The sequence below is a fragment of the Flavicella marina genome, from assembly GCF_009193215.1.
In the GTDB taxonomy this organism is placed as follows: domain Bacteria; phylum Bacteroidota; class Bacteroidia; order Flavobacteriales; family Flavobacteriaceae; genus Flavicella; species Flavicella marina.
Genome location: NZ_VYVA01000001.1, coordinates 506,849 through 532,376 on the forward strand (window position 1 = coordinate 506,849; position 25,528 = coordinate 532,376).

A 25,528-nucleotide genomic window follows, 5' to 3' on the forward strand; every position below is an offset into this window, starting at 1 on the left:
ATGAACGAAGAAATAGAATTTATCATTGATAGTGCAAAGGAGCAAATGAGCAATGCTATCGATCATTTGACAAAAGAATTTAGCAATATTAGAGCAGGTAAAGCAAGTCCTGGTATGCTTGGAAGTGTTATGGTTGATTATTATGGAGCACAGACTAAATTGAGTCAGGTTGCCAATGTAAACACACCTGATGGTAGAACAATTACGGTACAACCTTGGGAGAAACAATTGATTCCTGAAATTGAAAAAGGGATTATGCTTGCCAACTTAGGCTTCAACCCTATGAACAATGGTGAAAGTATAATTATCAACGTTCCTGCATTAACAGAAGAAAGAAGACGCGAGTTATCGAAAGTTGCCAAAGCTGCAGCTGAACACGCGAAAGTGAGTGTTCGTAACGCTCGAAAAGATGCAAATAACGAAATTAAAAAAACAGATGTTTCTGATGATGAAAAAAAGAATTCTGAAGCGGATGTTCAAACTTTAACTGATTCTTACATCAAAAAAATCGACGAGCAATATGCCGTAAAAGATGGAGAAATCATGAAAGTATAATTTTCATAGATATAAACTTATAAAAGTACCCTGAGCTTGTCGAAGGGTACTTTTTTTTTGCTCTAAACTTAATTAATCCAATTTTTAAAATCTTTCACCTTCTCCCTACTCACAATTATTTCATGTTCAGAAAAAGTATGCAATGCCAACTTCAAACGACTGTTTGTGTACGCCACAATATCTTTTATTGCGTTGATATTGACATAGAACTTTCTACTTACTCTAAAAAACTTCACCGGATCTAACTCGGCAGCTACTTCTTCTAACGTACCATCCATCAAAAAAACTCTATTGTTAGATGTTGCGACATAAGTACCTTTATTTTCGCTATAAAAACATTCGATTTCATCCGTTGAAAACATTTTGATATGCTGGCCTAACTTAACCGTAAAACGTTCTTTGTAATTTTTTTCTAGAGGATTGACCAGTAGTTTTCGAATCTGCTCTAAATCAACTTGAAGGGATTGTTTTTTCAATTGATTGTTCGAAAATTTTTCTATAGCAATTTCAAGTTCTTCTTGATCTATGGGTTTTAATAAATAATCTATACTATTTAATTTAAATGCTTTTAAAGCGTATTCATCGTAAGCGGTTGTAAATATTATTGCACTTTGCACTTCAACTTGCTCGAAAATCTCAAAACTCAACCCATCCGATAATTGGATATCTAATAATATCAAATCTGGATGCTCGTTTTGTTCAAACCATTCAATAGACTCTTCAACCGAATGTAATGTTGCCACAACACTTTTACCCAGTCCAGAAAGCATTCTAGTCAGTCGTCTTGCCGAAGGTTTTTCGTCTTCAATGATAATTGTTTTCATAGCATTCTTCCCTTAAAAATTTTCATCATTCATATATTCCTGAATTTTTCTTTCTTCCCACCTAGATGTTTTTTTAAATACTCTAATCGCATGCATCAACAAACCAAATCCCCAGCCTCCGATAGGAAACCAAAACCAATAAAAGTTAGGACTATTTAAAACATTTAAATAAATCAATAGTGGAATCACCACACAAAAAGCAATGGCATGACCGTAAAATTCTTTGATCTCTTTTACCTTAAGCATTGCTCTGGTATATTTCTCTTCTTCTGTTAAATTTCCGTTCCTATCCATAATTAATAATTTTCTGAGTCCATAAATTCTTTTACTTTTCTCTGCTCCCATCCTTTATTGAAACCAATCAATCGAGCTCCCTGGATAGCCATTCCAAGTCCCCAACCTAACATTGGGTACCAAAACCATTTGTACCCCCAATAGGTTTGATAATTGATAAAAATAAGGAATGGAATTACCACACAGTAAGAAACCAATCCATAATAGAAATTCTTTAATTCATCTACACGCTTTTTAGCACGTATATATTTTTCACTCTGATTTATATAATCTGTTTGCATCACTTTAATTTCTTTGGTTAACAGAGGCAATTTCACTTGAAATTTTTCTGGATCTGAAACTACCTCAACTAGTTTTTTTGTAATCAAGCCATAACGCTGCTTGATATTCTTAAGTCCCACCTTGGTACTTTTTTCTAAAGATGCTTTTGGCCTATTGTTGTTCTCTACAACCAAATATCCATCTTTTTCGTAAATCTTTATTTGTAGTGGCTTATCTGAAGTAATCATATTATGTTTTACTGCATTTTCAAGCAACAACTGCAAAGACAACGGAACAATTTTAAAATCGGGATTACTCACCTTTTCCGGAATAAAATATTCTACTCCATCTTCAAATCTCATTTTCAATAGCTGCATATAAGACTTTGCAAATTTCAATTCTTCTTCTAAAGGAATTAAATTTTTGTCTTTTTGCTCTAACACATAGCGATATACTTTTGAGAGTCCTGTAGTAAATTTCTCAGCATTTGCAGGGTTTTCTTCTATCAAAGAAGTCAATACATTTAAACTATTGAATAAAAAATGTGGATCTAATTGATTTTTTAAAGACTCATATTTTGCTGTTTCTGTTTTTGCAACAATTTGCGACTCTGTTACTTTTCTCTCTTGGTTTCTTTTGTACCAGTATACGATGTGAAAAATAACTACTATGGTCAGCGAAATCCATAATCCAAAAGAATAATACCCCCATTTTTCTCTACTTAAAAATTCAGAAAAAGTAATTTCCTTTAAATACATTCCTGTAAACAGCCTCAGAAAAAATAACGCCAACAGAGTAACTCCTACTGCTCCAAAAATTCCGAGAGCCACTCTTAATGGCCATTGTTTCTCTTTCCATTTGAATTTGTTTAAATAATAGAAAAAACCAACATTTGAAAAACTCAACACAAAGGAATACAATTGGTTTATTCCAAAATTTCGCAACAATTCTTCTGCAGAATTAAATTGGAAATCTCCATAAAAATAACTTCCCAAGAGAAAAGCCACTACCCCCATTACAAAGGCAAGCAATACGTTTTTCAAAAATCTATTCATTTCTATGATTTATAACTTTCAAGTAAGACCTTTGCACGTTCTTCACCCCAGTTAGGATAAAAAGGAGAAGGCAATTCAAATGTAGCAAAAAGATCTAAAGATTTTTCTAAGTCTTTTACAAATGGTTGAATATCATTACCAAAAAACTTTGCAGCTCCAATATTCCATTCGGCATGGCAATACGCAGCTCTTGGGTTTTCCGGTGCAATTTTCTCCGCTTTTTCGTACAATTTATTTATTTTTTTTGAATATTTTCTTCCATAGGTAGCTCCATCATAAGCAACCCATGCGGTGTATAATAGTGCCTGTAGAACAAGTAATTCTGGATTGTCTTTTGAAATAGTCATAGCTTTATCTAAATAAAGTTGCCCTTTTTTTAAATTTGCATCTAGGACTGTAACATCTTTCTCTCCAAAACTAGAAGTAACTTCAACTTGTGCTGCATAATAATAAGGCACCCAATTTGTTTGCTCTGCATTGGCGATTCGTTCAAACATATGCACCGCTTCAGTATTTTTTTGTTGCCCCCACAAACCAAAAGCTTGTTGCATTCCTTCGTGATAATTAGTTTGACTGCTTATCGTTAAGCTGACACTAAAGATTAAAATTGTAATAATGTTTCTCATAATAAATTGTTTTTAAGTTGCTACAAAGATGTTGTGTTATTCAGTTTTTAAAAAAACATAGAAACCGAATTGTAATATTTCAACGATGAATTGTAATTCTCTACAAATTATCCAGCTGATTGTCGGTTCCTTTTTCACTTATGGTCCAGAAAAAACCAACAAAAAAGAAACTATCAGCTGCAGGTAACAAAGGTCTGCTTTCAAAAACACCAGGCCCATTTGGAGTATTGGCATATTGATATCCATTGATATTTTGCCTTCCTAAAACATTATTCACCGACAGGTATAGGATTTTCTGTTGTGTTAATAAGTAAGCCCAATTCATGCTTAAACTACCATAGGGAGTAGTTTTCTGATTCAAAAAACCAGTTTTATTGGGATCTGTATATGTTCTTCCAGAGGCATAAGTGTAGCTCAAGCCAATCTGACTTTTCCAGTCTTCTATCCAATGCTTTACAACGACAGAAAAATTATGGGTATTCACAAAATTTGGTTGCGCCTCATTTTCATAATTCTTGAAATCTCGTTTGCTATCTAAATAACTATAGCTCAACCAATAATCCGTATTTTTTATTGTTGTATTATCTCTCCAAAACACATCCAATCCGTTTGCAAAACCATAGCCTTCAGTAGAATAGTAACTACCATGATATGGAAGTTCAGTATCATACTTTATTAAATCGTCATAATTTTTAGCATACAGTTCTGCTCTTAAGATTCTACCATTCTTATTGAACTGGTAATTGAAGATATAATGCTGTGTTTGAGCAGAACTTAGTTTGTTATTAAATTTTAAATAGGTGTTGGATGCCGCTTGTAGAAAATCACCATAAGCAAAAGAAACCTGACCAAATTTTGATACTTTGTAAGCCAATGATGCTCGCGGAGACAGGGAAGCTCTTTTTTCTAAATCTGAATATTCGCCGCGAAGTCCAGCCTTTAATGCTAGGTTCTTCGAGAAAAACAAATCAAATTCTGCGTATGAGGCAACAATATTTTTCTGAAATCCAACTATATATGAAGGAATATTTTCATCTAAAAAATCTTCTTCAAAATTTGTCGTAAAATATTCTGCCCCCAAACTAAATTGAAATCTATTGGAGAAAAACCTTTTGAACTTCACCTTCGCATGTAAAGAATTCTCTTTATCCGTAATATCGCTTAGCTGGTAATCAACCTTGGTATCTGCGTAGGTATAACTAAGTCCAGTCATTATAGACCAATTTTCAGTCAATATTCCTTTGTAAGAACCATTAAAATAGAAATTATCATTTTGCAGACCATATCTCAATCCTTCACTAAAGTTGATATCCTCTTGAACAACCTCTAGTCTAGAAGCATCAAAAGCCGTATATAATTTCAACAACCCATTTTTAAACACATGCCTATAAACAGTTTCTCCAGACAAAGCTTCATAGGGTTTTATCCATTCATTTCTGTCGTAAAAAATAGAATTGTAAGGAGCTAAATTTAGATAAGAAACATTTACGCTTAAAGATTTTTTATTCCATATCTGTGTATTTCCAACCGTAGCACCCACACTCATAATTCCGACATCTGTCTTTTCCTGTTCTGGCTCATTAATCGTGTTTAATAATAGAACACCGGACAATGCTTGTCCGTATTCGGCAGAATAACCTCCGGTTGAAAAAGTCATTCCCTCAAATAAAAAGGGTGAATAACGACCTCTTGTTGGGGTATTATTTGCGGTGGCTAAATACGGAGTAAAAACTCTTATCCCATCAATAAATATTTGGGTTTCATCTGCCTCTCCACCTCTAACAAACAAACGTCCATCTTCAGCAACTGTTGAAGTACCTGGCATAGTTTGAAAAGCCGCGATTGGGTCGCCTAGAGCACTTGCCGTTGTTACTACATCCAAAGGTTTAAGCGTAGCAACCTTGCTATTATCACCTGATGAAAATGTACCTGCAGCAATCACGACAGCATCCAAAGAGTTAACATCTTCTTTTAGTTTCACTTCTAAAGACAGCATCTTTGAAACATCCAACACCAACTCTTTTGTTTCAAAAGAGACATAGGAAACCACGAGTGTTTGTTTGCCTTTAGATTGGGTAGCGAATTCAAAATGACCTGTATCGTCTGTCATTCCACCTGAATAAGTACCTTTTAAATACACATTGGCTCCAATGATCGGCTCCTTATTTTGATTCAAAACAAATCCGTCGATATTCGTTTGACTAGAGCCTGAAATCGAAAGCATTAATAAGCATGATATTACTATAAAACGTTTCATAAAAATTGATTTTTTTTCAAAAATCTAACGAAACTGTCTTTATAGGAAGTAATACATACCCAACTGTAGAATTAGGGAGATGAGCTGTTTATTTTCTGGCTTTTCTAGTGCGCTTTCTTAATTTGAATATCCTGTCTGCATAGTACATTTTTAATTCTTCCAGAAAATCCATGGGGTTATCATAGGTGGTCATCACAATATAGGTTTGTTTCTTTTTAAAAGCACGCAACTCTAAAGTGATTTTTTGAAATTGAATTTCTAAATATTCATTAGGATCAATATCTAATTTTGATACTGGCACACTATCAAACTCTACTAAATTTCCGCTCATTACATAGGCATGAAAAGCCATAAGTTCTTCCAAACTCCCATTGTTATACAATTCTATCAACTGACTTGCCGCATCTGTAGCCAAATCTTTTTGATCACTTTCCAAAGAAAATTTATCTGGATGCACATAAATCATAGCTTCTCGATACAAATATTTTCTTTGTTTCTTTTCATAATCTGACGCTACTTCTTTATAAGATGGAATAGGAACCACAGCCTCTTGAGGAACATAATTCTTCCCTTTTTGCTTTTGTAAAAGACGTTTTTGCTTTTTCTCTTTTTGGATTTTTTTATACAGAGCTGTCAACTCCTGAACCTCCACAATCTCAGACTCTAACGCTTTAATTAGCTCATTTTCAAAAGGCGCCAACAATTTCTCTAAACGTTCTAATTCCGATTTTTTATCAGAAATTTTAGCTAATAATTCTTCCTTTTGAGTGTTATTTGAACTAGGGAAATTTTCCATTTTACGCATGCGAAATTTTATCGTGTCGAAGTTGAAACTATTTTACAAAACTAAGTGAATCTGTATACATCTTTCCTTAAACATTTACATAAGTTAATAGTAAACTATATTTAGCAAACAATAACACCTTTAAATTGGCAAATTGTCTTATTTCAGTTAATTTTGCAGTTAACCAACTAACTTAACTTGTGAAAATTATTATAACAACAAGCAACTAAATGTAAAATAACCTTCCTATTTAGGGTTTATCAATTGTTTGCTGTTTTATAGTATAAATAAAGTTAGCATGGTGAAAAAACACTACGTACATATTATTGCCTTATTCTTACTTTTTCTTGGTAATCAAGTTAAGGCTCAAGACTATTGTACCCCAACAAACATTGGTACTAATAATCAATATCATATTTCTAATGTTACTTTAGAAGATATCAACAATGATAGTAATAACAGTTCTGCGGTATATGAATATTACGACACAGTTTCTACTGAACTAGAAAGCGGAAACAACTACAGCGGTTCTGTAACCTACAGAGCATCTAGATACAATACAATTTATTTAAAAATTTGGATAGATTTTAACAACGATGGCACCTTTGATGAAGCTACCGAAGAAGTATATGCCTTTTCTGGATTAGAAACTAAAAATGGTAATTACACCAAAAACTTTACTGTAAATGTACCGAATGATGTTGTGATTGCAACCTCACGCATGCGTGTCGCAATCAAACACAATCAATCCATTACTGACCCTTGTGAACTGCAGTATCAAGCTGGTGAGGTCGAAGATTACGACATAATTTTCGGATCTACGAATCAAGCTCCAACTGCGAATTGTATTGAAAATTTAGATATTTCATTGGATGTATCAGGAAACGCAGTAATTACTCCTCAAGAAATTGACAACGGTTCTACAGATGACAATGACGCTCCAGAAAATTTACTATTAAGTCTAGACAGAACAACTTTTGACTGTTTGGATGTTGGTACTCCTGTTACGGTTACACTTACCGTTGAAGATTCGCAAGGTTTAACTGATACTTGTACTACAACAGTAAGCATTTCTAACTATTCTGGTGATTTTGAAGCGCCCACTATAGATGCTGTTACAAGTTATTGTAATTATTCTGCACCTACTCCTGTTTTAGACTACCAATGTGGTCAACAAATAACTGCAACAACATCAGACCCAACAGAATTTAACACTGTAGGTAGTTATACCATTGATTGGCTGTTCAATAACGGAAGTACAACCGTAACCAGTACTCAGAATATTACTATAGAAAACCCTATTACTCCAACTAATCTTTCGGTGAGTGATGTAACTGAAAATGCTGCAACTATTTCATGGGATGACACCGGATCTAGTTATAAGATAAGGTACAAACACACAGCCAATAGTACTTGGATTGAAGACACTTCTGACACGAATTCTCTTTTATTAACAGGACTCGATGATGGGATTGAATACGAGGTTCAAGTAGCAATCGATGCAAGTTGTGCATCATTTTCTAGTTCGGTAGAATTTACAACTATTGACGTTGAATATTGTGACAGCGAAGTAAATATTGGTACAAACAACAATTATTACATTACTAATGTAAACATTGGAAGTATCAATAATAGCAGTGATAATTCTGCAGATATTTACACCTATTACAGTGGTGTCTCTACAACAATAACAGCGGACGAAACTTTTTCTGGTAGTGTTACTTACTCACGTTCTGATTACAACGTATCTGGACTCGTGATATGGATAGATTACAATAATGATGGAGATTTTGACGATTCTGGTGAGGAAATATTCAGTGAAATTGCTCCAGGAGATCCGACTTCAGAAATCACAGTAAATCTAACAGGCATATTAGTTCCAGCAACTGCTGTTGAAGGAAAAACAAGAATGCGTATCGGAGTTAGACATAATGGCTTACCAAGTAATGCTTGTGATTTTGACTATCAAAATGGAGAAATCGAAGATTATGATATTTTTATAAACCCACAAGACACAAGTGCTTTTGAAGCAGCTATTTTTACACAAGTTTATGATGACAACAGCACTGAAAAATGGCTTGAAATTAGCAACAACAGTTCTGAGAGTATTCCCGCCAATACCTTGATCATTGCACTGTACGAAAATGCTTCTGGCAATCAATCCGGAAATACACCTTCAGCAACTTATACTATTACTAATGCCATTGCTGGAAATTCATCGCTATTGATAAAAAACAATAGTTCTAGTTTTTCTAATTACCAATCTACAGTTGAAACAAATGATGCAATTACAAATTTCTCTAACTCAGATGATATCCTTATTATTTCTTTAACAGATGACAGCACTGCATGGGATAATCGATTTGATGTGATTTCAAATATTCCTTCAAATGCTTCAATGGTTAGAAAAGATGAAATATCTATTTACAATTCAGAGTTTAATTCTGACGAATGGGTAAACTTTGTAGATGATAATTTAGATCCCTATCGAGATTTATCTGAAGGGGGACCTGAAAGACATCCACATGCTCCGTTGGTATCAGAAGTCGTCAATACTGCATCAAACACAAATATCCAGTTAGGAAGTCACTCTTTTGGAAGTACACAAATTCAGAGTGATAGTTGGAGCAATGGTATTCCGGATAGATCTAGAGCTGTTGTAATAAATCAAGATTATGAAATTAGCACTGCTTTTGCAGCGAGAACACTTCAGGTAGCTTCTGGAAACAAACTTACAATAACTGACAATTCTCTAATAGTATCTGAAACAGTAACGATAAACTTAAATGCAGAAATTCGTTTGGCAGGAAGTTCTCAAATGATTCAAACACATGAATCGCTAACGCAGGTTTCAGGTTCAGGAAAATTATACATCGATCAAAAATCGAACATTGCAAGTATCTACAGATTCAACTATTTGAGTTCACCTGTTAACACTATTGGGGCTTCAAGCTATACTGTTGAGAATATTCTCAAAGACGGTTCGGAAGTTACAGCAGCGGATTCAACACCTTTAGACATCAATTTTATTGCTGGTTATGACGGAAATACTGGAAATCCTATTTCCATAGCAGAATATTGGATTTACACCTATACAAACGGAGATGGAGGTCGCTCAAGTTGGTCTAGAAAAGGAGCCGATGGATCTATAGGTCAAGTAGATGGATTTACACTAAAAGGCCCCGGAACAGCACAGAATTATACATTTGTGGGAACGCCTAAGGATGGTAACCTTACTACAACTATTGGTGGGTATCAATCGTATCTTGTGGGAAACCCGTATGCTTCAGCTATCAGTGCAAAAAAGTTTATTGAAGACAATAAGGATGCTATCGACGGTACGCTTTATTTTTGGGAACATGCAGGAATTCAAGACGATAGTAGCTCTGATACATCTGGACACAATTACTCAGGATACATAGGTGGTTATGGAACTCGAAATGCATCCATGGGACTCGCGGCAAACAAAGTATCTTCTAACGACAACTCAGACCCGAACACACCTTCACTTGGAAATGGTACCTATACGGAACCTAAAGAATATATAGCAGTAGGGCAAGGATTTTTCGTATCTAGTGACGTAGATGGAGGTACCATAACTTTCAACAACAGTCAACGCGAATTTATTGAATTGGGAGATAAATCGATCTTTTTCAAAAATGGGAAATCGAAAAAAGAAGACACAAAACGCACCAATAATTCGGATTTACCTATTATAAAACTAGGAATGGATTATTACAACAATGACGACGTAAAAATGCATCGTCAAATTGGAATTTCTTTCAGCAAAAACAATTCTTTTGCATACGACAATGGATACGACTCACAAGTTTTTGATCTAGGCGCAACTGATGTCTATTGGAAATTCCCAGACAACGACACTAAATACATTATTTCCGGAGTTCAAGAAATATCAAACGACCTAGAAGTGCCATTAACTGTTGAAATGGGTTATTCTGGTGAGGTTTCTTTTACAATTGACGAATGGCAAGCAATCGATCGCGATGTCTTTTTAACAGACAAAACAACCAACATTTCATATAAAATCAATCACAATAAAGAAACTCTTTATCTAGATCAAGGAACCTACGAAAACCGTTTTGTAATAACATTTGCCAGCGATGACACTTTGCACAACGATGACTCTAGTTTTGATGATGCATTTTTGGTATACTTCAACAAGTATGATCAGAATTTGGTAATAGAACATTCTAACAAACTGTTAATCGACACCGTAAACCTATACAATACAATGGGTACTCTTGTAAAATCTTGGAATGAGTTTGAAAAAAACCAAAAAGAAAATTTGGCAATCCCGGAATTAAACAAAGGAGTTTATGTTGTAAAAATAAATTTTGAAGGCACCTCAATTTCTAAAAAAATAATAGTACACTAGTTCAATTCAATTACCTATTTTAGTCTAATGACAAGAAAAGATTTTTTAATTCAAGAACTTGAACTAAACGCCCATCCAGAAGGAGGGTTCTATAAAGAAACCTATAGAAGTGAAGGTTCTATTTCTGAGAACCATCTACCAGAAAAATTTAAAGGAGATAGAAATTATTGTACATCAATATATTTTCTACTTTCTAGAACCGACTTTTCTGCTTTTCATAAAATCAACCAAGACGAAACATGGCATTTTTACGAAGGATCGAGTATTACTATACACCAAATATCACCCGAAGGTATTTACTCAAAAATAATTTTAGGTAACAATCTCTTAGAAAAAGAAATGTTTCAATACACGGTAAAAGGTGGATTTTGGTTTGGTGCAACTGTAAACAAAACAAATAGTTACACTTTAGTAGGATGCACCGTAGCCCCTGGATTTGACTTCAATGATTTCGAACTTGCAAACAGAATCAAGCTCCAAAAAAAATTCCCCAATCATAAAAGAATAATTGAGGAACTTACACGTGTGTAATACTATTTAGTTGGCTTATATTTAATAGGCAAATGAACCACTTTTTTCGTTTCAAAAAAGTCTTCTTCAAAATAGGTTGGTAAATCATACAATTTAGCACTAGTAAAAAGCGCTAACTCTTCTGCCAAATCACCTCCCTTTAAATATAAAATTCCGTTTCTTAAGTCGTGTTGTTGCTTTTTAGCAACTTTTTTACGCACCCATTTTACAAAGTCTGGCATTGCAGTTACCGCTCTACTAACGATAAAATCAAATTCGCCCTTTACCTTTTCAGCGCGCATATGATCTGCTTTTACATTTTGTAATCCTAGCGCATCAACAACTCCTTGAACTACTTTTATTTTTTTCCCTATAGAATCTACCAATTGAAATTCAGTTTCAGGAAAAAGAATCGCCAAAGGGACTCCTGGAAAACCTCCTCCTGTACCTACATCCAAAACTTTCGAGCCTGGAACAAACTTTTGAACTTTCGCTATTCCCAACGAATGCAACACATGACGTAAGTATAATTCGTCAATATCTTTACGAGAAATCACATTGATTTTCGCATTCCATTCTTTGTATAATTCTTCTAATTTTTCAAATTGACTGACTTGCAAGTCAGTAAGTTCAGGAAAGTATTTTTTTATAATTTTCATAATCCCATTAATTAAGGGTCAAAAGTAACATCTTTTAACTATTTAATAGGTTATTATTATGAAATATTGAATTATTTTGAGCCAAAAATTGGTTATTTTTGCAGACTGATGAACAAACACATGAAAAAAATTAATTTCTCTAGAATAGACAAAGCAAAGTTTTTTAGAACTTTGAACAAACGTGTCAACGGCTATTTCAAAGAGCAAAAAATAGCAAAGACAGGTAATTGGAAACTCTATTCAAAAGCAATACTAATGTTCGCTTTGTTGTTTGTTCCTTTCCTTTTCATTCTTACGGTTGACATGCCACAATGGACCATGTTACTTTTAATGGTCATTTGCGGTATCGGAATGGCTGGAGTTGGAATGAATGTGATGCATGATAGCAACCATGGCTCATTTTCTAGTAAAAAATGGGTAAATAAATTGATGGGAAGTAGCATGTATATTCTTGCTGGAAATGTATACAATTGGAAAGTACAACACAATGTATTGCACCATACTTTTACGAACATCAAAGGTCATGATGAAGATATCGATGCCGGAAGAATTATTCGATTTTCGAAACATTCAAAATGGTTAAAAATTCATCATCTTCAAAAATATTATTCTGTTTTTGTATACGGATTGTTAACAATTAACTGGGCGATCACAACCGACTTTAAACAAATGAGAAGGTATCTGAAAAAAGGACTCTCTTACGGAGACTTCCCAAACCCAACGGTACAATGGATTATTTTAGTTGTTACTAAAGTCTTGTATTATTCATTCTGGGTTGCATTGCCTATGATCGTTTTAGATATCGCTTGGTGGAAGGTATTGATAGGATTTTTTGTAATGCACTATACGGCAGGATTAATTTTGAGTCTCGTATTCCAATTGGCTCATGTAGTTCCTACTACTGAGATGCCACTACCAGACAAAGAAGGAAACCTTGAGCATACTTGGGCGATTCACCAATTATACACAACTTCAAATTTTGCACCTGACAATAAATTTGTTTCTTTTTGGACAGGAGGATTGAACCATCAAGTTGAGCATCATATTTTTCCAAATATTTCCCATATTCACTATGGGCGAATTGCTAAAATTGTGAAAGAAACTGCCAAAGAGTTTAACTTGCCTTATCATGAATACAAGACCATGACCAAAGCTTTGAAAGAACACTTTAAACAATTAAAAACATTAGGAGTCAATCCTGCATATCACTAATAAAAAACGCTAAAAGGTTTTTGACCTTTACACTTAAATAATCAACATTTATCAAAAATGAAACAATTATCAAACAGAATTAACAGCTTACCAACTTCTGCAACTTTAGCAATGGCTGCTAAAGCAAGAGAATTGAAAGAACAAGGAAAAGACATTATTAGTCTTAGTTTAGGAGAACCTGATTTTAACACTCCTGAATTTATCAAAGATGCTGCTATTCAAGCTGTAAATGACAACTATAACTCTTACAGTCCTGTAAATGGATATTTAGATTTACGTGAGTCTATTTGCAAAAAATTTAAAAGAGACAACAACCTATCATACAACCCTAATCAAGTGGTAGTTTCTACTGGGGCAAAGCAATCAATTGCTAACATAGCACAAGTACTATTAAATCCTGGTGACGAAGTATTGCTACCAGCTCCATATTGGGTGAGCTATTCAGCAATATCAACATTGGCAGAGGCAACTTTCGTTGAAATTCCTTCTTCTATTGATACTGATTTCAAAATCACTCCAGAACAATTAGAAGCTGCAATCACTCCAAAATCTAAATTGATATTCTTCAATTCACCAAACAACCCAAGTGGTTCAATTTATACAGAAGAAGAATACAGAGCATTGGCAAAGGTTTTAGAAAAACACCCGCAAATTTTTGTAGTTTCAGATGAAATCTATGAGCACATCAACTACGGAACTCCAAACTTTAGTTTTGCAGCAATCGAAAGTATGTACGATAGAACAATCACTGTTAATGGTGTTGCAAAAGCATTCGCTATGACTGGATGGAGAATTGGATACATCGGAGCACCTGAATGGATTGCAAAAGCTTGTAACAAATTGCAAGGTCAAGTTACTTCTGGTGCGAACTGTATCGCACAAAGAGCTACAATTACAGCCTTAGATGCACCTGTTACAAAAATAGGATATATGGTGGATGAATTTCACAAAAGAAGAGATATCGTTTTAGATTTATTAGGAAAAATCAAAGGATTTAAATTAAACATTCCAAAAGGAGCTTTTTATGTTTTCCCTGATGTTTCGTATTTCTTTGGTAAAACGATCAAAGGAACTAAAATTAAAAACGCTTCTGACTTCTCTATGTACTTATTAGAGAATGCAAATGTCGCAACAGTAACCGGTGAAGCTTTTGGTGCACCTGACTGTATACGTATGTCTTACGCAGCTTCAGAAGAACAATTAAGAGAAGCTATTGAAAGAATTAAAAAGGCACTTGCTTAATATTTTTTCAAAAAACCAAAAAAAACTCACATTTATCAATGTGAGTTTTTTTATTTCTAAAATTAAATAAATATAGTTCGTATATTTTCGATATTTTAGTATTTTTATAGTGCCTTCCCCTTGAAAAAAATGCTATCCATCTATGTCAGAAGAACAAAGTATTCTTGAATTAGAAAAATCGATCAAATCAAACAAAACAGCTATTAAAACCAAGAAAAAAAGAATACCTATTACCATTAGTGGTTTGGTATTGGCGTACCTTCTTATTTTCAATCTATCATCAATTGTTCTCTCGGATTATATCGACAATCAAATTGAATTCATAAAACTTATTTCTATTGTATTCGTAGTTCTACTATTTCTATATGTAATTGTAACTATATACTCAATTTCAAGATTAAACACTATCAACAAAGAGCAAAACATTTCTCTATACAAAGTTGCCAAACTAAAAGAAGAGGTGTCTTAACCCCTATTTTTAGGGAGTTTTAATTTTCATACTTAACAACTATTGTAAATAGTAGTTGATTCCTATATTTTTGATTCTATAGAAAATGATATGAAACACTCCTACCCCTTTGTTTTCATTATTGTAATACTGACGTTGTTTTCTTTTAGAGCTACTTCTTTTCCTATAGAAGCGCACTATAAAGAGGCCTATGTATCAGCACCTCCAATTTTAAAAATACATGCGCATCAAAAAAACAACGAATTGGTTTTTACAGGTGAAGATGTAAAAAAAATTAATTGGATTTATATCTACAATATCTCTGGAAATCTTGCACTCAAAAGTAAATTTACAAAAACACCTATCCCTACTTTTGGGTTAAAAACCGGAATTTATTATCTGAAGGTTGAAACGGCCGAAGGCATGCTCACGAAAAGATTGATTGTCAACTAACAATGTAAACAGATTAGATGTTTTAAAAAAGATTTTATCTTTACCTAAAACTCAATCTATGAATTCATTTACAACCTTGCTTATCGTTATAGTTGCCATCATTCATTTTTATTTTTTGTATTTAGAAATGTTTTTATGGACCAAACCGATAGGCCTTAAAACTTTCGGAATCACCAAAGAGTTTGCTGAACAATCTAAAATCATGGCAGCCAATCAAGGATTGTACAATGGATTTCTCGCTTCAGGTCTATTATGGTCGTTATTCACAGCACAGGTTAATACTCAAATTTTCTTTCTTAGTTGTGTAATTGTGGCCGGGATTTATGGAAGTATAAGCTTAAAGAAAAAGGCCGTATTTTTCTTTCAATCTGTCCCTGCTATTTTAACGATATTGATTATTTTTATCAATAAACTATAAAAACACTTCAACATGGATGAAATAGAAGATATTACAGAAGACATTTCACAAATCGACTATGCTAAGTACACTGAACTAGCCATAGAGTTTGGTATGAAAATCGCAATAGGACTGTTAATTTTAATCGTCGGTCTTTGGATCATTAAAAAGGTCATCAAAATCATCAACGGCCTAATGAAAAAGGCTGAAGTTGAAACCAGTCTTCGAAAATTTTTATCACACTTGTTTACTTGGACCTTGAAAATAGTTCTTTTTATTAGTGTTTTAAACCAAATAGGAATTGCTACTACTTCGTTTATGGCCATCATTGGTGCTGCTGGTTTAGCAGTTGGTTTAGCCTTACAAGGTTCGTTTAGTAATTTTGCGGGTGGAGTTCTTATCTTACTTTTCAAACCCTTTAAAGTAGGCGATTTGATCGAAGCACATGGTGAATTCGGAGAAGTTAAAGAAATTCAGATTTTTGTGACAAAATTAATCACAGTAAAAAATAGAGTTGCTATCATACCTAACGGAATTTTATCAAATGGAATTATTAAAAATTTTACAGAAGAAGGCAAATTAAGAGTTGATATTGCAATTGGTATCAGCTATGATTCAAACATTAAAGAAGCAAAAGATATTTTGTTAAACATTATCAAAAGCCATCCTTTAACACTAAAAGAACCAGCCCCAGTTGTAAATGTATTGGATTTAGGAGATAGTTCAGTGAATTTAGGGGTACGTCCTTATGCAACACCAGAAGATTACTGGACTGTATATTTTGAATGCATTGAACAATGTAAAGAAGCGCTTGATGAAGCAAATATTACAATCCCGTTCCCGCAACGAGATGTTCATATGATTACAAAATAATACAAATAAAAAAAGCCGCTATTAAAGCGGCTTTTTTTATTTCTGTCTAAAATATATGGTTAGCGGTACCCCACTAAAATCATAAATTTCTCTCAACTTATTTTCTAAATACCTTCTATAAGGCTCTCTAACATACTGCGGTAAGTTGGCAAAAAACGCAAACTGTGGCGTATGTGTTGGTAGCTGCATGCAGTATTTAATTTTTACAAATTTTCCTTTTACTGCAGGTGGTCCGTATTGCTGAATGATTTCTAGCATCGTTTCATTCAACTTACTTGTAGGAATTCTACGTTTTTTATTTTCGAAAACCTCAACAGCTGTTTCAATCGCTTTTAACAAACGTTGTTTGGTAACAGTAGATGTAAAAATTACAGGCACATCTGTGAATGGTGCTATTTCTCTTTTTACATAAGCTTCAAATTCTTTCATCGTATTGGTTTCTTTATCAACCAAATCCCACTTGTTTACCAAGACAACAATTCCTTTTCTATTTTTCTCCGCCAGCCAAAAAATATTCTGGTCTTGGGCTTCAAAACCACGAGTAGCATCTATCATTAAAATAGCAACATCACAATGCTCAATAGCTCTAACCGCTCGCATCACAGAGTAAAATTCTAAATCTTCTGATACTTTAGACTTTTTTCTAATTCCAGCGGTATCGACCAAATTAAATTTAAATCCGAATCTCGTATATTCAGTATCAATAGCATCACGAGTTGTTCCAGCTACGTTGGTAACGATATTTCTTTCTTCACCAATTAACGCATTTATAAAAGAAGATTTTCCAGCATTAGGCCTTCCTACAACAGCAAATCTAGGCAGTTCTTCTTTTGCGTCTTCCTCAAACTCTTCTGGTGCAGCCATGTCTTCAACCAAAGCATCTAATAACTCACCTGTTCCAGAACCGTTGATCGCAGAAAAGCTATAGTACTCTCCTAATCCCAAATTATAAAACTCATATGCATCTTCTTCACGCATAGAATTATCTACTTTATTTACCGCTAAATAAATTGGTTTTTTTGACTTGCGAAGCAATTTTGCCACAGCATCATCCAATGGAGTGATTCCCTGTGTAACATCAACCACAAAAACAATTTTATCGCATTCTTCCAGGGCTAATTCTACTTGTTTACGGATTTCACCTTCAAACACATCATCTGAACCTGTAACGTATCCACCAGTATCAATTAAAGAAAACTCTTTTCCATTCCAATCACTTTTCCCGTAATGTCTGTCTCTAGTTACTCCACTTACCGAATCAACGATAGCTTCTCTTCGTTGAACGAGTCTGTTAAACAAAGTTGACTTCCCAACATTGGGTCTTCCTACGATGGCTACAATAGTATTCATTGTGTTTTAATTTTTTGCAAAATTACGCTTTTTTAATTTGGAAATCACATTAAAATTATGCGCAAAAAAAAGCCCGAATTACTAGATAGTAATTCGGGCTTTAGGTATTATTAATCAAACACAATTAATTGTTCTCATAGATACTCACTGTACCACTTACTTCGTTAGAAACAATTAATAAATCTTTACCTGATGGACTGTCAGCAGCAGGTACTACAAGTAATCCCTCTGGACCGATATCTCCGTCATGAGAAAGGATATCTAAGAATCCTGGTGCGATTGGGTTAGAAATATCATAGATCAATACTTGATTGTTTCTTTCCAAACCAACAAACAATATATGACGGTTCCCTAAACTTAAAGTAGTCACACTTTCTGGCTCCGCTCCTTTATCATCACTTCTTTTATCTCCACCGTTAAACACGTCAGGTGTTTCAATCAAAGTTTCTTTTGCAATATCATTTCCACTATCATATACCAAAGATCCATTTGCAGACCAAATAGAAAACGAACGTGCGCCATAAGAATAGATTTGTTCTACCTTGTTATCATTATTTGCATCTCCCAAAGTGGTAGTTGTTTTCAATCTACCTAAATTTATTTCATTTAAGAAATCTCCTTCCAAAGGATATACCGTTTCATCTAACTGTAAATCATCCAACCTAACTTCTTCACTATACCCATCATAATCTCTAGCATCACCTTCGTTTGCAGAAATCACATATTCTGTTCCACCGATATTAATCGCTGTAATCGCATCTGGCTGATAGATTCCTTTTACGTTCCAGTTTTTCAATTGCTTTACTCCATCCTTATCACTAGCATCAATAGAATTTCCTGCCAAATTATAATCTTTAAATCCTAATGGATAAATTGCCTCTATAGACTTAGATTCAATATTAACTTTCGCAATTCCGTTGTTCTCTTGCAAAGAAACCCAAGCAGTTTTAGAATCTTCAGAAACTGCAATATATTCTGGCTCTACATCTTTCGCTAAATCTGCATTTGGTCCGAAAACTCTGAACCCATCAGACTCCAATGAAGCTTCTGAAGCATTAAAAGCGGTGAAATCTAAAGTTGTTACAACATCTGTATCAACATCGATAATACTAATAGTACCTTGAGGATCGTTATCATACGCATCGTTTGGCTCTCCTTCATTCGCTGAAAGAATAAACTTACCGTCTTTTGTATACGTTACCATATCTGGTAACGCACCTACCGTATATTGTTTTTCTAGCGCTTCTGTCGCAGCATTAAAAACCAAAATCTTACCGTTGTTTTGTTTTACATCTGCCTCTACAGCTACAGCAATTTTTCCATCATACACTGCAACACTATTAGGTGCTCCATATGCATCAAGATTTATCGAACTCGACTTTTGAGGGTTGTTTACATCTGATAGATTGACAATTGATATTTCGTTGATTTCAACATTTACCACAAATAACTTCTTAGATACTGGATCAAAAGCAGCAATTTCAGCCGCTCCTTCTGAATCATCTTCACCGGCAGGACCTGTTCTTAATGTGATTGTTTTTTTATAGTTGAAATCGACTGTAGTATCAACTACCTCATCTTTTATTTCATCTACAATCTCTTTGATATTTTCTTTTGCTTCATCATTACATGAGAACATCCCAATTGACAATGCTACTAGAAATACTTTACTCGTAAGTTTCATAATATTAGATTTTATTTGAGGCAATATTAGAACTAACCAGTAAACAAATGTTTATCTAGAAAAAAAGTAAAGGTTATGAAAACTTGTTTGTAGGTAAAGAAAAAGTAACTGTAATATTACGAATGTAAACTATAGGTAAATTTGTTTTTATAAATTGTTTATCTTTCTGAACTAAGCGACTCACAATGAAAGAAGAAAAAAACAGTCCTATTTTTTTACGACCAAGATTTAGTATTGAGCTGCCAAAAAGCAAAACTGAACTTTTAAAAAATTTTTCTGAAGCTTTTTCTCAAACAGATTGTCCTTTTGTGGGTAAAATTGTAGATGGACACGTGGTGGTAGACATCCCTATTACAGAAAATCACTTCTGGTCGCCACAATTGCATTTAGAAATTGAAGCTACCGATACCAAAAATTCTATTGCAAAAGGATTATTCGGACCAAAACCTCAAGTATGGACACTTTTCATGTTTTTGCATTCGAGTGTTGCTTTTACCTTTATTGGAGTACTTATTTATGCATATACAAAATGGACACTCAAAGAAGATGTTACTATTTCTATTGCTATTTTAATTGCTTTACCTATTTTTTGGTTTGTGATGTATTTTTTAGGACGTATTGGAAAAAAAACAGGTCACTCACAAATGGAGGACCTGCATGATTTTATGATTTCTATACTAGAAAAATAACAGTCGTATCTGAAACCTGAATCTATTAGAAGTCGAAGCACGAAACACTAAGCACAGTCGAAGTGTACTTATGGACCCATATACTTTTTAGAATCAGGGAATATATGATTTATTCTTTGTATCCAAAACGTTTTAACTGACGAGAATCATTTCTCCAGTTTTTATTCACCTTTACATAGAGGTCTAAAAATATTTTTTTATCGAAAAACTTTTCTAAATCTTTTCTAGCTTCCATTCCCACTCTTTTTAAGGCAGCGCCTTTATGACCTATGATAATTCCTTTTTGAGTTTCACGTTCAACCATGATAATCGCACGAATCTTGATAATTTTATCATCTTCGATAAACTCTTCAGTTTCAATTTCTACTGCATATGGAATTTCCTTTTTATAATGCATCAGAATTTTTTCACGAATACACTCGTTCACAAAAAATCGTTCTGGCTTATCGGTCAATTGATCCTTTGGATAGAAGGCAGGAGACTCTGGTAATATTTCGATAATTTTATTCAACACTCCTTCCACCCCAAAATTTTCCAAAGCAGAAATCAGGTATACATTGGCATTTGGAACCTTGTCTTGCCAATACGCCAACTTTTCTTCAACTTCTTCTTGGTTTGATTTATCGATTTTATTGATCAGTAATAACACAGGGATTTTAGCATTTTTAATCTTACTAAAAAACACCTCATCTTTCAACTCCAACTCACCAACTTCAACCATATAAATTAACACATCTGCATCTTCAAAAGCTGATTTTACAAAATCCATCATTGACGATTGTAAATCATATGCTGGTTTGATAATCCCAGGAGTATCAGAAAACAGTATTTGAAAATCTTCACCGTTCACAATTCCCAAAATTCTATGACGGGTTGTTTGTGCCTTAGAGGTTATGATTGACAAGCGTTCGCCCACCAACGCATTCATTAATGTTGATTTACCTACGTTCGGATTTCCAATAATATTTACAAAACCTGCTTTATGTGCCATAATCGATAATTAAAGTGCAAAGATACTCTCTTTTAACAGAGTTTGAAACTTATTCTCTTTTTGTTTACATTTCCAAACAAGCTATCAATCAGCCTATTGAAAAGGATATTTAAAATACTTCAAAAAAACTCCTATTTTATTTGGAAAAAACATTTTAATTGATGTATCTTTGCAGCACGAAATCGCGGGATAGAGCAGTAGGTAGCTCGTCGGGCTCATAACCCGAAGGTCACTGGTTCGAGTCCAGTTCCCGCTACTAAAACGACAAAGCAGTTACAGTAAAATGTAGCTGCTTTTTTTATGTGGTTATAGCAACCCAAGACTAAGATTGGACGAGAAGTTTATCCTGAGCTTTTGACGAAGAAAGTCCAGTTCACGATACAAAAAAAAGCTTCAGTTTCACTGAAGCTTTTTTATTTTATATCTATGCTTACAATCTTAAATCTGTTTCAAGTAACCAATCAATTTTTCTGCTATCGCTGCTTGCTCATAAACTTTTGGATGCCCCGGTGAATCTTTATAAGACACAAATAGCGTATGCATTTTTTTATCTCCTGTTTTAGCAACTGCTTGTTTTACAAATTCTGGCCATTGAGAACCTTTTTTGGTTACATCCATATTTCCTAGAATACACACTATTTCAGCCTTTGGATAGTGAGAACGTATTTTTTGAACAAAAGAAACATAACTATCGATTATATACTCGTCTGAAGGCGCTTCAACACCAAATCGCCTTTTAAATTGCGGATGATTATTTCTTTTTACCAACCATGAATCATTCTGAAATAAATTGACAACTACGATATCAGCTTGTTTCTTAGAAAAATCCCAAGAATCATTTGCATCTTCCGGATTCCACCGATCAAACTCTTCTGGCATAGTCAAATCATCCCAACTTACCATAATACCAATTCCACTATGAGCAATGCATGAATACTCAGCATTCAAAGCTCTTGCGGTTAGTGCGCCGTATGCTAAATAATTATTGGTAACATCACCAGTAGAACGATCTTTGCCTGTAGTATCCTCGTTACCATACCCTACAGTTATTGAATCCCCATAAAACTCAATAAAGGTTTCTTTTTTTGTTATATCTAATAGAGTATCGCCTTTGTATTGATAGGCATAAAAAAGCGTTTTTCCATGTATCCAATCATTGCGTTTATGCAACTCAATCTGATGAACCGTATCAGCTAAATTTTCAGCCAAAACATATTCTTTTTTCCCTTGGGACAAAGCTAAAACCGAAATCTGTTTACCATCTAAAACAACCGTGAAATAATTCTCTCCTTTTTCATCCTCTAGAACAGCCGATACAGCAGTTCCTTTGAACTTCAACGAAACCGAAGTTCCAGGCCAATACATTTCTGTTGCTTTTATTTGATTGTTGGGTTTGACTCTTCCTTCGTAATACAACTTTGTATTATCAAATGAAATTTCTGATTGTTTACCTGTACTTTTCTGTACAGGTTGACAAGCAATTAAGAATAAAAACAGGCTTGTAAGTAAAACTCTCATAAAAATTTCAGATTAAATAATTTTGAGCATAAAACTAAGTAAAAATATATGATTTATTATGACTTAAAATTCCAGAAGAATCTACAAGAGGATAAAATTAAAAAATACATCTAAACTAACTTCAAATTTTTCACTCTCAAAAAAACAAAAAACCAAAGACTATTCATACTTTTGAGACATCGTAAAACGATGTCTCAAAAAATAAAACTTATTGATTTCTATGAGAAAATATCTTTCGTTACTAGTTTGTTTGATGGGTGTTTTTTTTCTAAAAGCTCAAAAACTATCTGGTGTCGTTTTAAATACTAGCAAAACTAAAATTCATTCTGTTAGTATTTTAAATATTAGCAGTGGAAAACATACACACACAGATGAAAAAGGTAAATTTTCACTGGAAACCAAAAAAGGAGACACCCTACAGTTTTCTCATCTAAGCTATAAATCGAAAGATATTATTATCTCAGACACAAACTCTTCAATACAAATTGTATTAACTAAAAACTCCTTTAATCTAGATGAAGTAATTATTGGCTCAAGAGTGAATGCCCTTTCTGTAATCAGCGATATCGATATTGAAACAAATCCCGTAAATTCTTCTCAAGAATTGTTACGAAAAGTTCCAGGATTGTTCATTGGACAACATGCGGGTGGCGGAAAAGCTGAACAAATATTTTTAAGAGGGTTTGATGTAGATCATGGTACAGATATCAACATCAGTGTGGACGGTCTACCAGTAAACATGGTCTCTCATGCTCATGGACAAGGTTATGCCGATTTACATTTTGTCATTCCTGAAACCTTACAAAACATTGATTTTGGAAAAGGACCCTATTACCAAAACAAAGGAAACTTCAACACAGCAGGATACGTAAACTTTACTACCAAAAACCAAATTGATCGAAATAGTATCAAGATGGAATTTGGTCAATTTGACACCTTTCGTTTGTGCGGAATGTTTAATATTCTGCAAACTGCTACCCAAAACGCATATCTTGCTACAGAGTACATAAGTACTGATGGCCCCTTTGAAAGCCCTCAAAACTTCAACAGAATCAACCTATTTGGAAAATATAGAGGTTCCGTATCAGCTACTGATATATTGGGAATCACCCTATCTCATTTTACGAGTAAATGGGACGCATCTGGTCAGATTCCTCAAAGAGCTGTAGACAGTGGATTGATTACCCGATGGGGTGCCATTGACGATACCGAAGGGGGAATAACCTCTAGAAGCAATCTAGTAATCGATTTCGATAAAAATCTAGATGCCAATACAACGATTAAAAACAAAATTTTTTACAGTACATACGGCTTTGAACTCTTTTCAAACTTCACATTCTTCCTCGATGACCCTATAAATGGTGATCAAATTAAGCAAAAAGAAAAAAGAAATATCTATGGTTTTCGCAGTGACTTCAATAAAGATTTCGATCTAAACAAGCTATATGGTAGTTGGCAAGCTGGTATTAGCATTAGACATGATCAAAGTAAAAACAATGAGCTTTCACACACTGCAAACAGAAAAGAAACTCTTGAAAACATAAAGCTTGGAGACATTCAAGAAAGCAACCTCAGCGGTTATCTCGGTGTAAAATTAGAATTCGATCGTTGGATCATCAATCCGGCATTGCGAATAGATCATTTCAACTTTCAATATAATGATGCCTTACAAACCACCTACGAAACTCAAAACAAACAAGATCTTATAGTAAGCCCGAAACTAAACATCCTTTTTAACCCAACAAACGACCTGCAATTGTACACCAAATTTGGAAAAGGATTTCACTCTAATGATACGCGCGTTGTAATTGAAGAAAATGGAAAACAAACGCTACCAGGAGCTTACGGATTTGACGCTGGTTTTATTTGGAAACCCACAACTTCAATGCTCCTTAATATTGCTTATTGGTATTTATACCTAGAACAAGAGTTTGTTTATGTAGGTGATGCAGGTATTGTTGAACCAAGCGAAAAAACCAAAAGACAAGGAATTGAATTGAGCTATCGTTACCAACCACTACCTTGGTTGTATTGGAATATTGATGTAAACTATACACATGCAAGGGCTATCGAAGAAAACAAGGGCGAAGATTATATTCCCCTAGCTCCTGACTTTACGCTTGTTAGTGGACTAAACATACTCCATAAATCAGGTTTCTTTGGAGGTCTTAACCTCCGTCACATAAAAGATCGACCTGCAAATGAAGACAATTCTATCAATGCGATTGGGTACACAGTAACTGACTTAAACGCTGGGTATAATTGGGATAATTTTAGTCTAAGTATTCAAATTGAAAACCTATTCAATACGAATTGGAATGAGACTCAATTTGCTACGCTATCACGTTTACGTGGAGAAGTTACACCTGTAGAAGAAATTCACTTTACACCTGGAACACCCTTATTTTTAAAGACCATCTTAACCTACCGATTCTAAAAGAATAATAACT

Annotated in this window: 22 protein-coding genes and 1 tRNA gene; 12 read left to right on the forward strand and 11 right to left on the reverse strand. The window is 34.1% G+C overall.

What is annotated here, in order from left to right:
* Positions 1–555 carry a ribosome recycling factor gene (gene frr / locus F6P99_RS01990; protein ID WP_152285760.1) on the forward strand — a complete coding sequence of 185 codons (555 nt, stop codon included), beginning with the start codon at positions 1–3 and terminating at the stop codon, positions 553–555.
* A 68-nt stretch (positions 556–623) separates the two neighbouring features.
* On the opposite strand, the gene F6P99_RS01995 is transcribed toward frr, so the two are convergent.
* The 6 genes from F6P99_RS01995 to F6P99_RS02020 all read right to left on the reverse strand — a co-directional run bounded on the left by F6P99_RS01995 (position 624) and on the right by F6P99_RS02020 (position 6,677).
* Positions 624–1,379, reverse strand: coding sequence for a LytR/AlgR family response regulator transcription factor (locus tag F6P99_RS01995; protein WP_152285761.1), 756 nt, complete (start codon positions 1,377–1,379; stop codon positions 624–626).
* Between the two features lie 12 nt (positions 1,380–1,391).
* Positions 1,392–1,673 carry a 2TM domain-containing protein gene (locus F6P99_RS02000; protein WP_193315972.1) on the reverse strand — a complete coding sequence of 94 codons (282 nt, stop codon included), beginning with the start codon at positions 1,671–1,673 and terminating at the stop codon, positions 1,392–1,394.
* 2 nt (positions 1,674–1,675) lie between these two features.
* A complete protein-coding gene (locus F6P99_RS02005) occupies positions 1,676–2,989 on the reverse strand; it encodes a histidine kinase (RefSeq protein ID WP_152285763.1) in 1,314 nt (437 codons plus the stop codon).
* A gap of 2 nt (positions 2,990–2,991) precedes the next feature.
* Positions 2,992–3,615: a hypothetical protein gene (locus F6P99_RS02010; RefSeq protein WP_152285764.1), complete on the reverse strand. Its 624-nt coding sequence runs from the start codon at positions 3,613–3,615 to the stop codon at positions 2,992–2,994.
* 100 nt (positions 3,616–3,715) lie between these two features.
* Positions 3,716–5,872, reverse strand: a complete 2,157-nt coding sequence (locus F6P99_RS02015) for a TonB-dependent receptor (RefSeq protein ID WP_152285765.1) — start codon at positions 5,870–5,872, stop codon at positions 3,716–3,718.
* Between the two features lie 88 nt (positions 5,873–5,960).
* Positions 5,961–6,677, reverse strand: coding sequence for a hypothetical protein (locus F6P99_RS02020; RefSeq protein ID WP_152285766.1), 717 nt, complete (start codon positions 6,675–6,677; stop codon positions 5,961–5,963).
* A 277-nt stretch (positions 6,678–6,954) separates the two neighbouring features.
* Here F6P99_RS02020 and F6P99_RS02025 point away from each other — a divergent pair, with 277 nt between their 5' ends.
* Both F6P99_RS02025 and F6P99_RS02030 read left to right on the forward strand, forming a co-directional pair.
* A complete protein-coding gene (locus F6P99_RS02025) occupies positions 6,955–11,052 on the forward strand; it encodes a GEVED domain-containing protein (RefSeq protein ID WP_152285767.1) in 4,098 nt (1,365 codons plus the stop codon).
* A gap of 27 nt (positions 11,053–11,079) precedes the next feature.
* Positions 11,080–11,583, forward strand: a complete 504-nt coding sequence (locus F6P99_RS02030) for a cupin domain-containing protein (RefSeq protein ID WP_152285768.1) — start codon at positions 11,080–11,082, stop codon at positions 11,581–11,583.
* 2 nt (positions 11,584–11,585) lie between these two features.
* Here F6P99_RS02030 and rsmG read toward each other — a convergent pair whose 3' ends face one another.
* On the reverse strand, positions 11,586–12,221 hold the full coding sequence (gene rsmG / locus F6P99_RS02035) for a 16S rRNA (guanine(527)-N(7))-methyltransferase RsmG (protein ID WP_152285769.1): 636 nt from the start codon (positions 12,219–12,221) through the stop codon (positions 11,586–11,588).
* A gap of 120 nt (positions 12,222–12,341) precedes the next feature.
* Between rsmG and F6P99_RS02040 the strand changes: the two genes are divergently transcribed.
* From F6P99_RS02040 to F6P99_RS02065, 6 genes are all read left to right on the forward strand, one after another.
* On the forward strand, positions 12,342–13,433 hold the full coding sequence (locus F6P99_RS02040) for a fatty acid desaturase family protein (protein WP_152285770.1): 1,092 nt from the start codon (positions 12,342–12,344) through the stop codon (positions 13,431–13,433).
* Between the two features lie 57 nt (positions 13,434–13,490).
* On the forward strand, positions 13,491–14,675 hold the full coding sequence (locus tag F6P99_RS02045) for a pyridoxal phosphate-dependent aminotransferase (protein WP_193315973.1): 1,185 nt from the start codon (positions 13,491–13,493) through the stop codon (positions 14,673–14,675).
* A 142-nt stretch (positions 14,676–14,817) separates the two neighbouring features.
* A complete protein-coding gene (locus tag F6P99_RS02050; protein ID WP_152285771.1) occupies positions 14,818–15,144 on the forward strand; it encodes a hypothetical protein in 327 nt (108 codons plus the stop codon).
* 90 nt (positions 15,145–15,234) lie between these two features.
* Positions 15,235–15,576 (forward strand): T9SS type A sorting domain-containing protein, encoded by a 342-nt coding sequence (locus F6P99_RS02055; RefSeq protein ID WP_152285772.1) that lies wholly within the window; start codon positions 15,235–15,237, stop codon positions 15,574–15,576.
* A 58-nt stretch (positions 15,577–15,634) separates the two neighbouring features.
* The gene (locus F6P99_RS02060; protein ID WP_152285773.1) at positions 15,635–15,994 is read left to right on the forward strand and encodes a DUF1304 domain-containing protein; all 360 of its coding nucleotides are present in this window, start codon (positions 15,635–15,637) and stop codon (positions 15,992–15,994) included.
* Between the two features lie 12 nt (positions 15,995–16,006).
* Positions 16,007–16,846, forward strand: a complete 840-nt coding sequence (locus tag F6P99_RS02065; protein ID WP_152285774.1) for a mechanosensitive ion channel family protein — start codon at positions 16,007–16,009, stop codon at positions 16,844–16,846.
* 36 nt (positions 16,847–16,882) lie between these two features.
* Here F6P99_RS02065 and der read toward each other — a convergent pair whose 3' ends face one another.
* Together der and F6P99_RS02075 are read right to left on the reverse strand one after the other, a co-directional pair.
* Positions 16,883–18,196 (reverse strand): ribosome biogenesis GTPase Der, encoded by a 1,314-nt coding sequence (gene der, locus F6P99_RS02070; RefSeq protein ID WP_152285775.1) that lies wholly within the window; start codon positions 18,194–18,196, stop codon positions 16,883–16,885.
* Positions 18,197–18,320: 124 nt separating this feature from the next.
* Entirely contained in the window at positions 18,321–19,880 is a 1,560-nt protein-coding gene (locus F6P99_RS02075; protein WP_152285776.1) for a choice-of-anchor I family protein, read from the reverse strand.
* Between the two features lie 185 nt (positions 19,881–20,065).
* On the opposite strand from F6P99_RS02075, the gene F6P99_RS02080 reads away from it, so the two are divergent.
* Positions 20,066–20,569 carry a 6TM ABC transporter family protein gene (locus F6P99_RS02080; protein ID WP_152285777.1) on the forward strand — a complete coding sequence of 168 codons (504 nt, stop codon included), beginning with the start codon at positions 20,066–20,068 and terminating at the stop codon, positions 20,567–20,569.
* A 109-nt stretch (positions 20,570–20,678) separates the two neighbouring features.
* Here F6P99_RS02080 and era read toward each other — a convergent pair whose 3' ends face one another.
* Positions 20,679–21,560 (reverse strand): GTPase Era, encoded by an 882-nt coding sequence (gene era, locus F6P99_RS02085; RefSeq protein WP_152285778.1) that lies wholly within the window; start codon positions 21,558–21,560, stop codon positions 20,679–20,681.
* A gap of 183 nt (positions 21,561–21,743) precedes the next feature.
* On the opposite strand from era, the gene F6P99_RS02090 reads away from it, so the two are divergent.
* Positions 21,744–21,816: transfer RNA gene (locus F6P99_RS02090), tRNA-Met, on the forward strand.
* Between the two features lie 182 nt (positions 21,817–21,998).
* On the opposite strand, the gene F6P99_RS02095 is transcribed toward F6P99_RS02090, so the two are convergent.
* On the reverse strand, positions 21,999–23,078 hold the full coding sequence (locus F6P99_RS02095; RefSeq protein ID WP_152285779.1) for an SGNH/GDSL hydrolase family protein: 1,080 nt from the start codon (positions 23,076–23,078) through the stop codon (positions 21,999–22,001).
* Between the two features lie 220 nt (positions 23,079–23,298).
* On the opposite strand from F6P99_RS02095, the gene F6P99_RS02100 reads away from it, so the two are divergent.
* Positions 23,299–25,515 (forward strand): TonB-dependent receptor, encoded by a 2,217-nt coding sequence (locus F6P99_RS02100; protein WP_152285780.1) that lies wholly within the window; start codon positions 23,299–23,301, stop codon positions 25,513–25,515.
* Positions 25,516–25,528 lie beyond the last annotated feature (13 nt).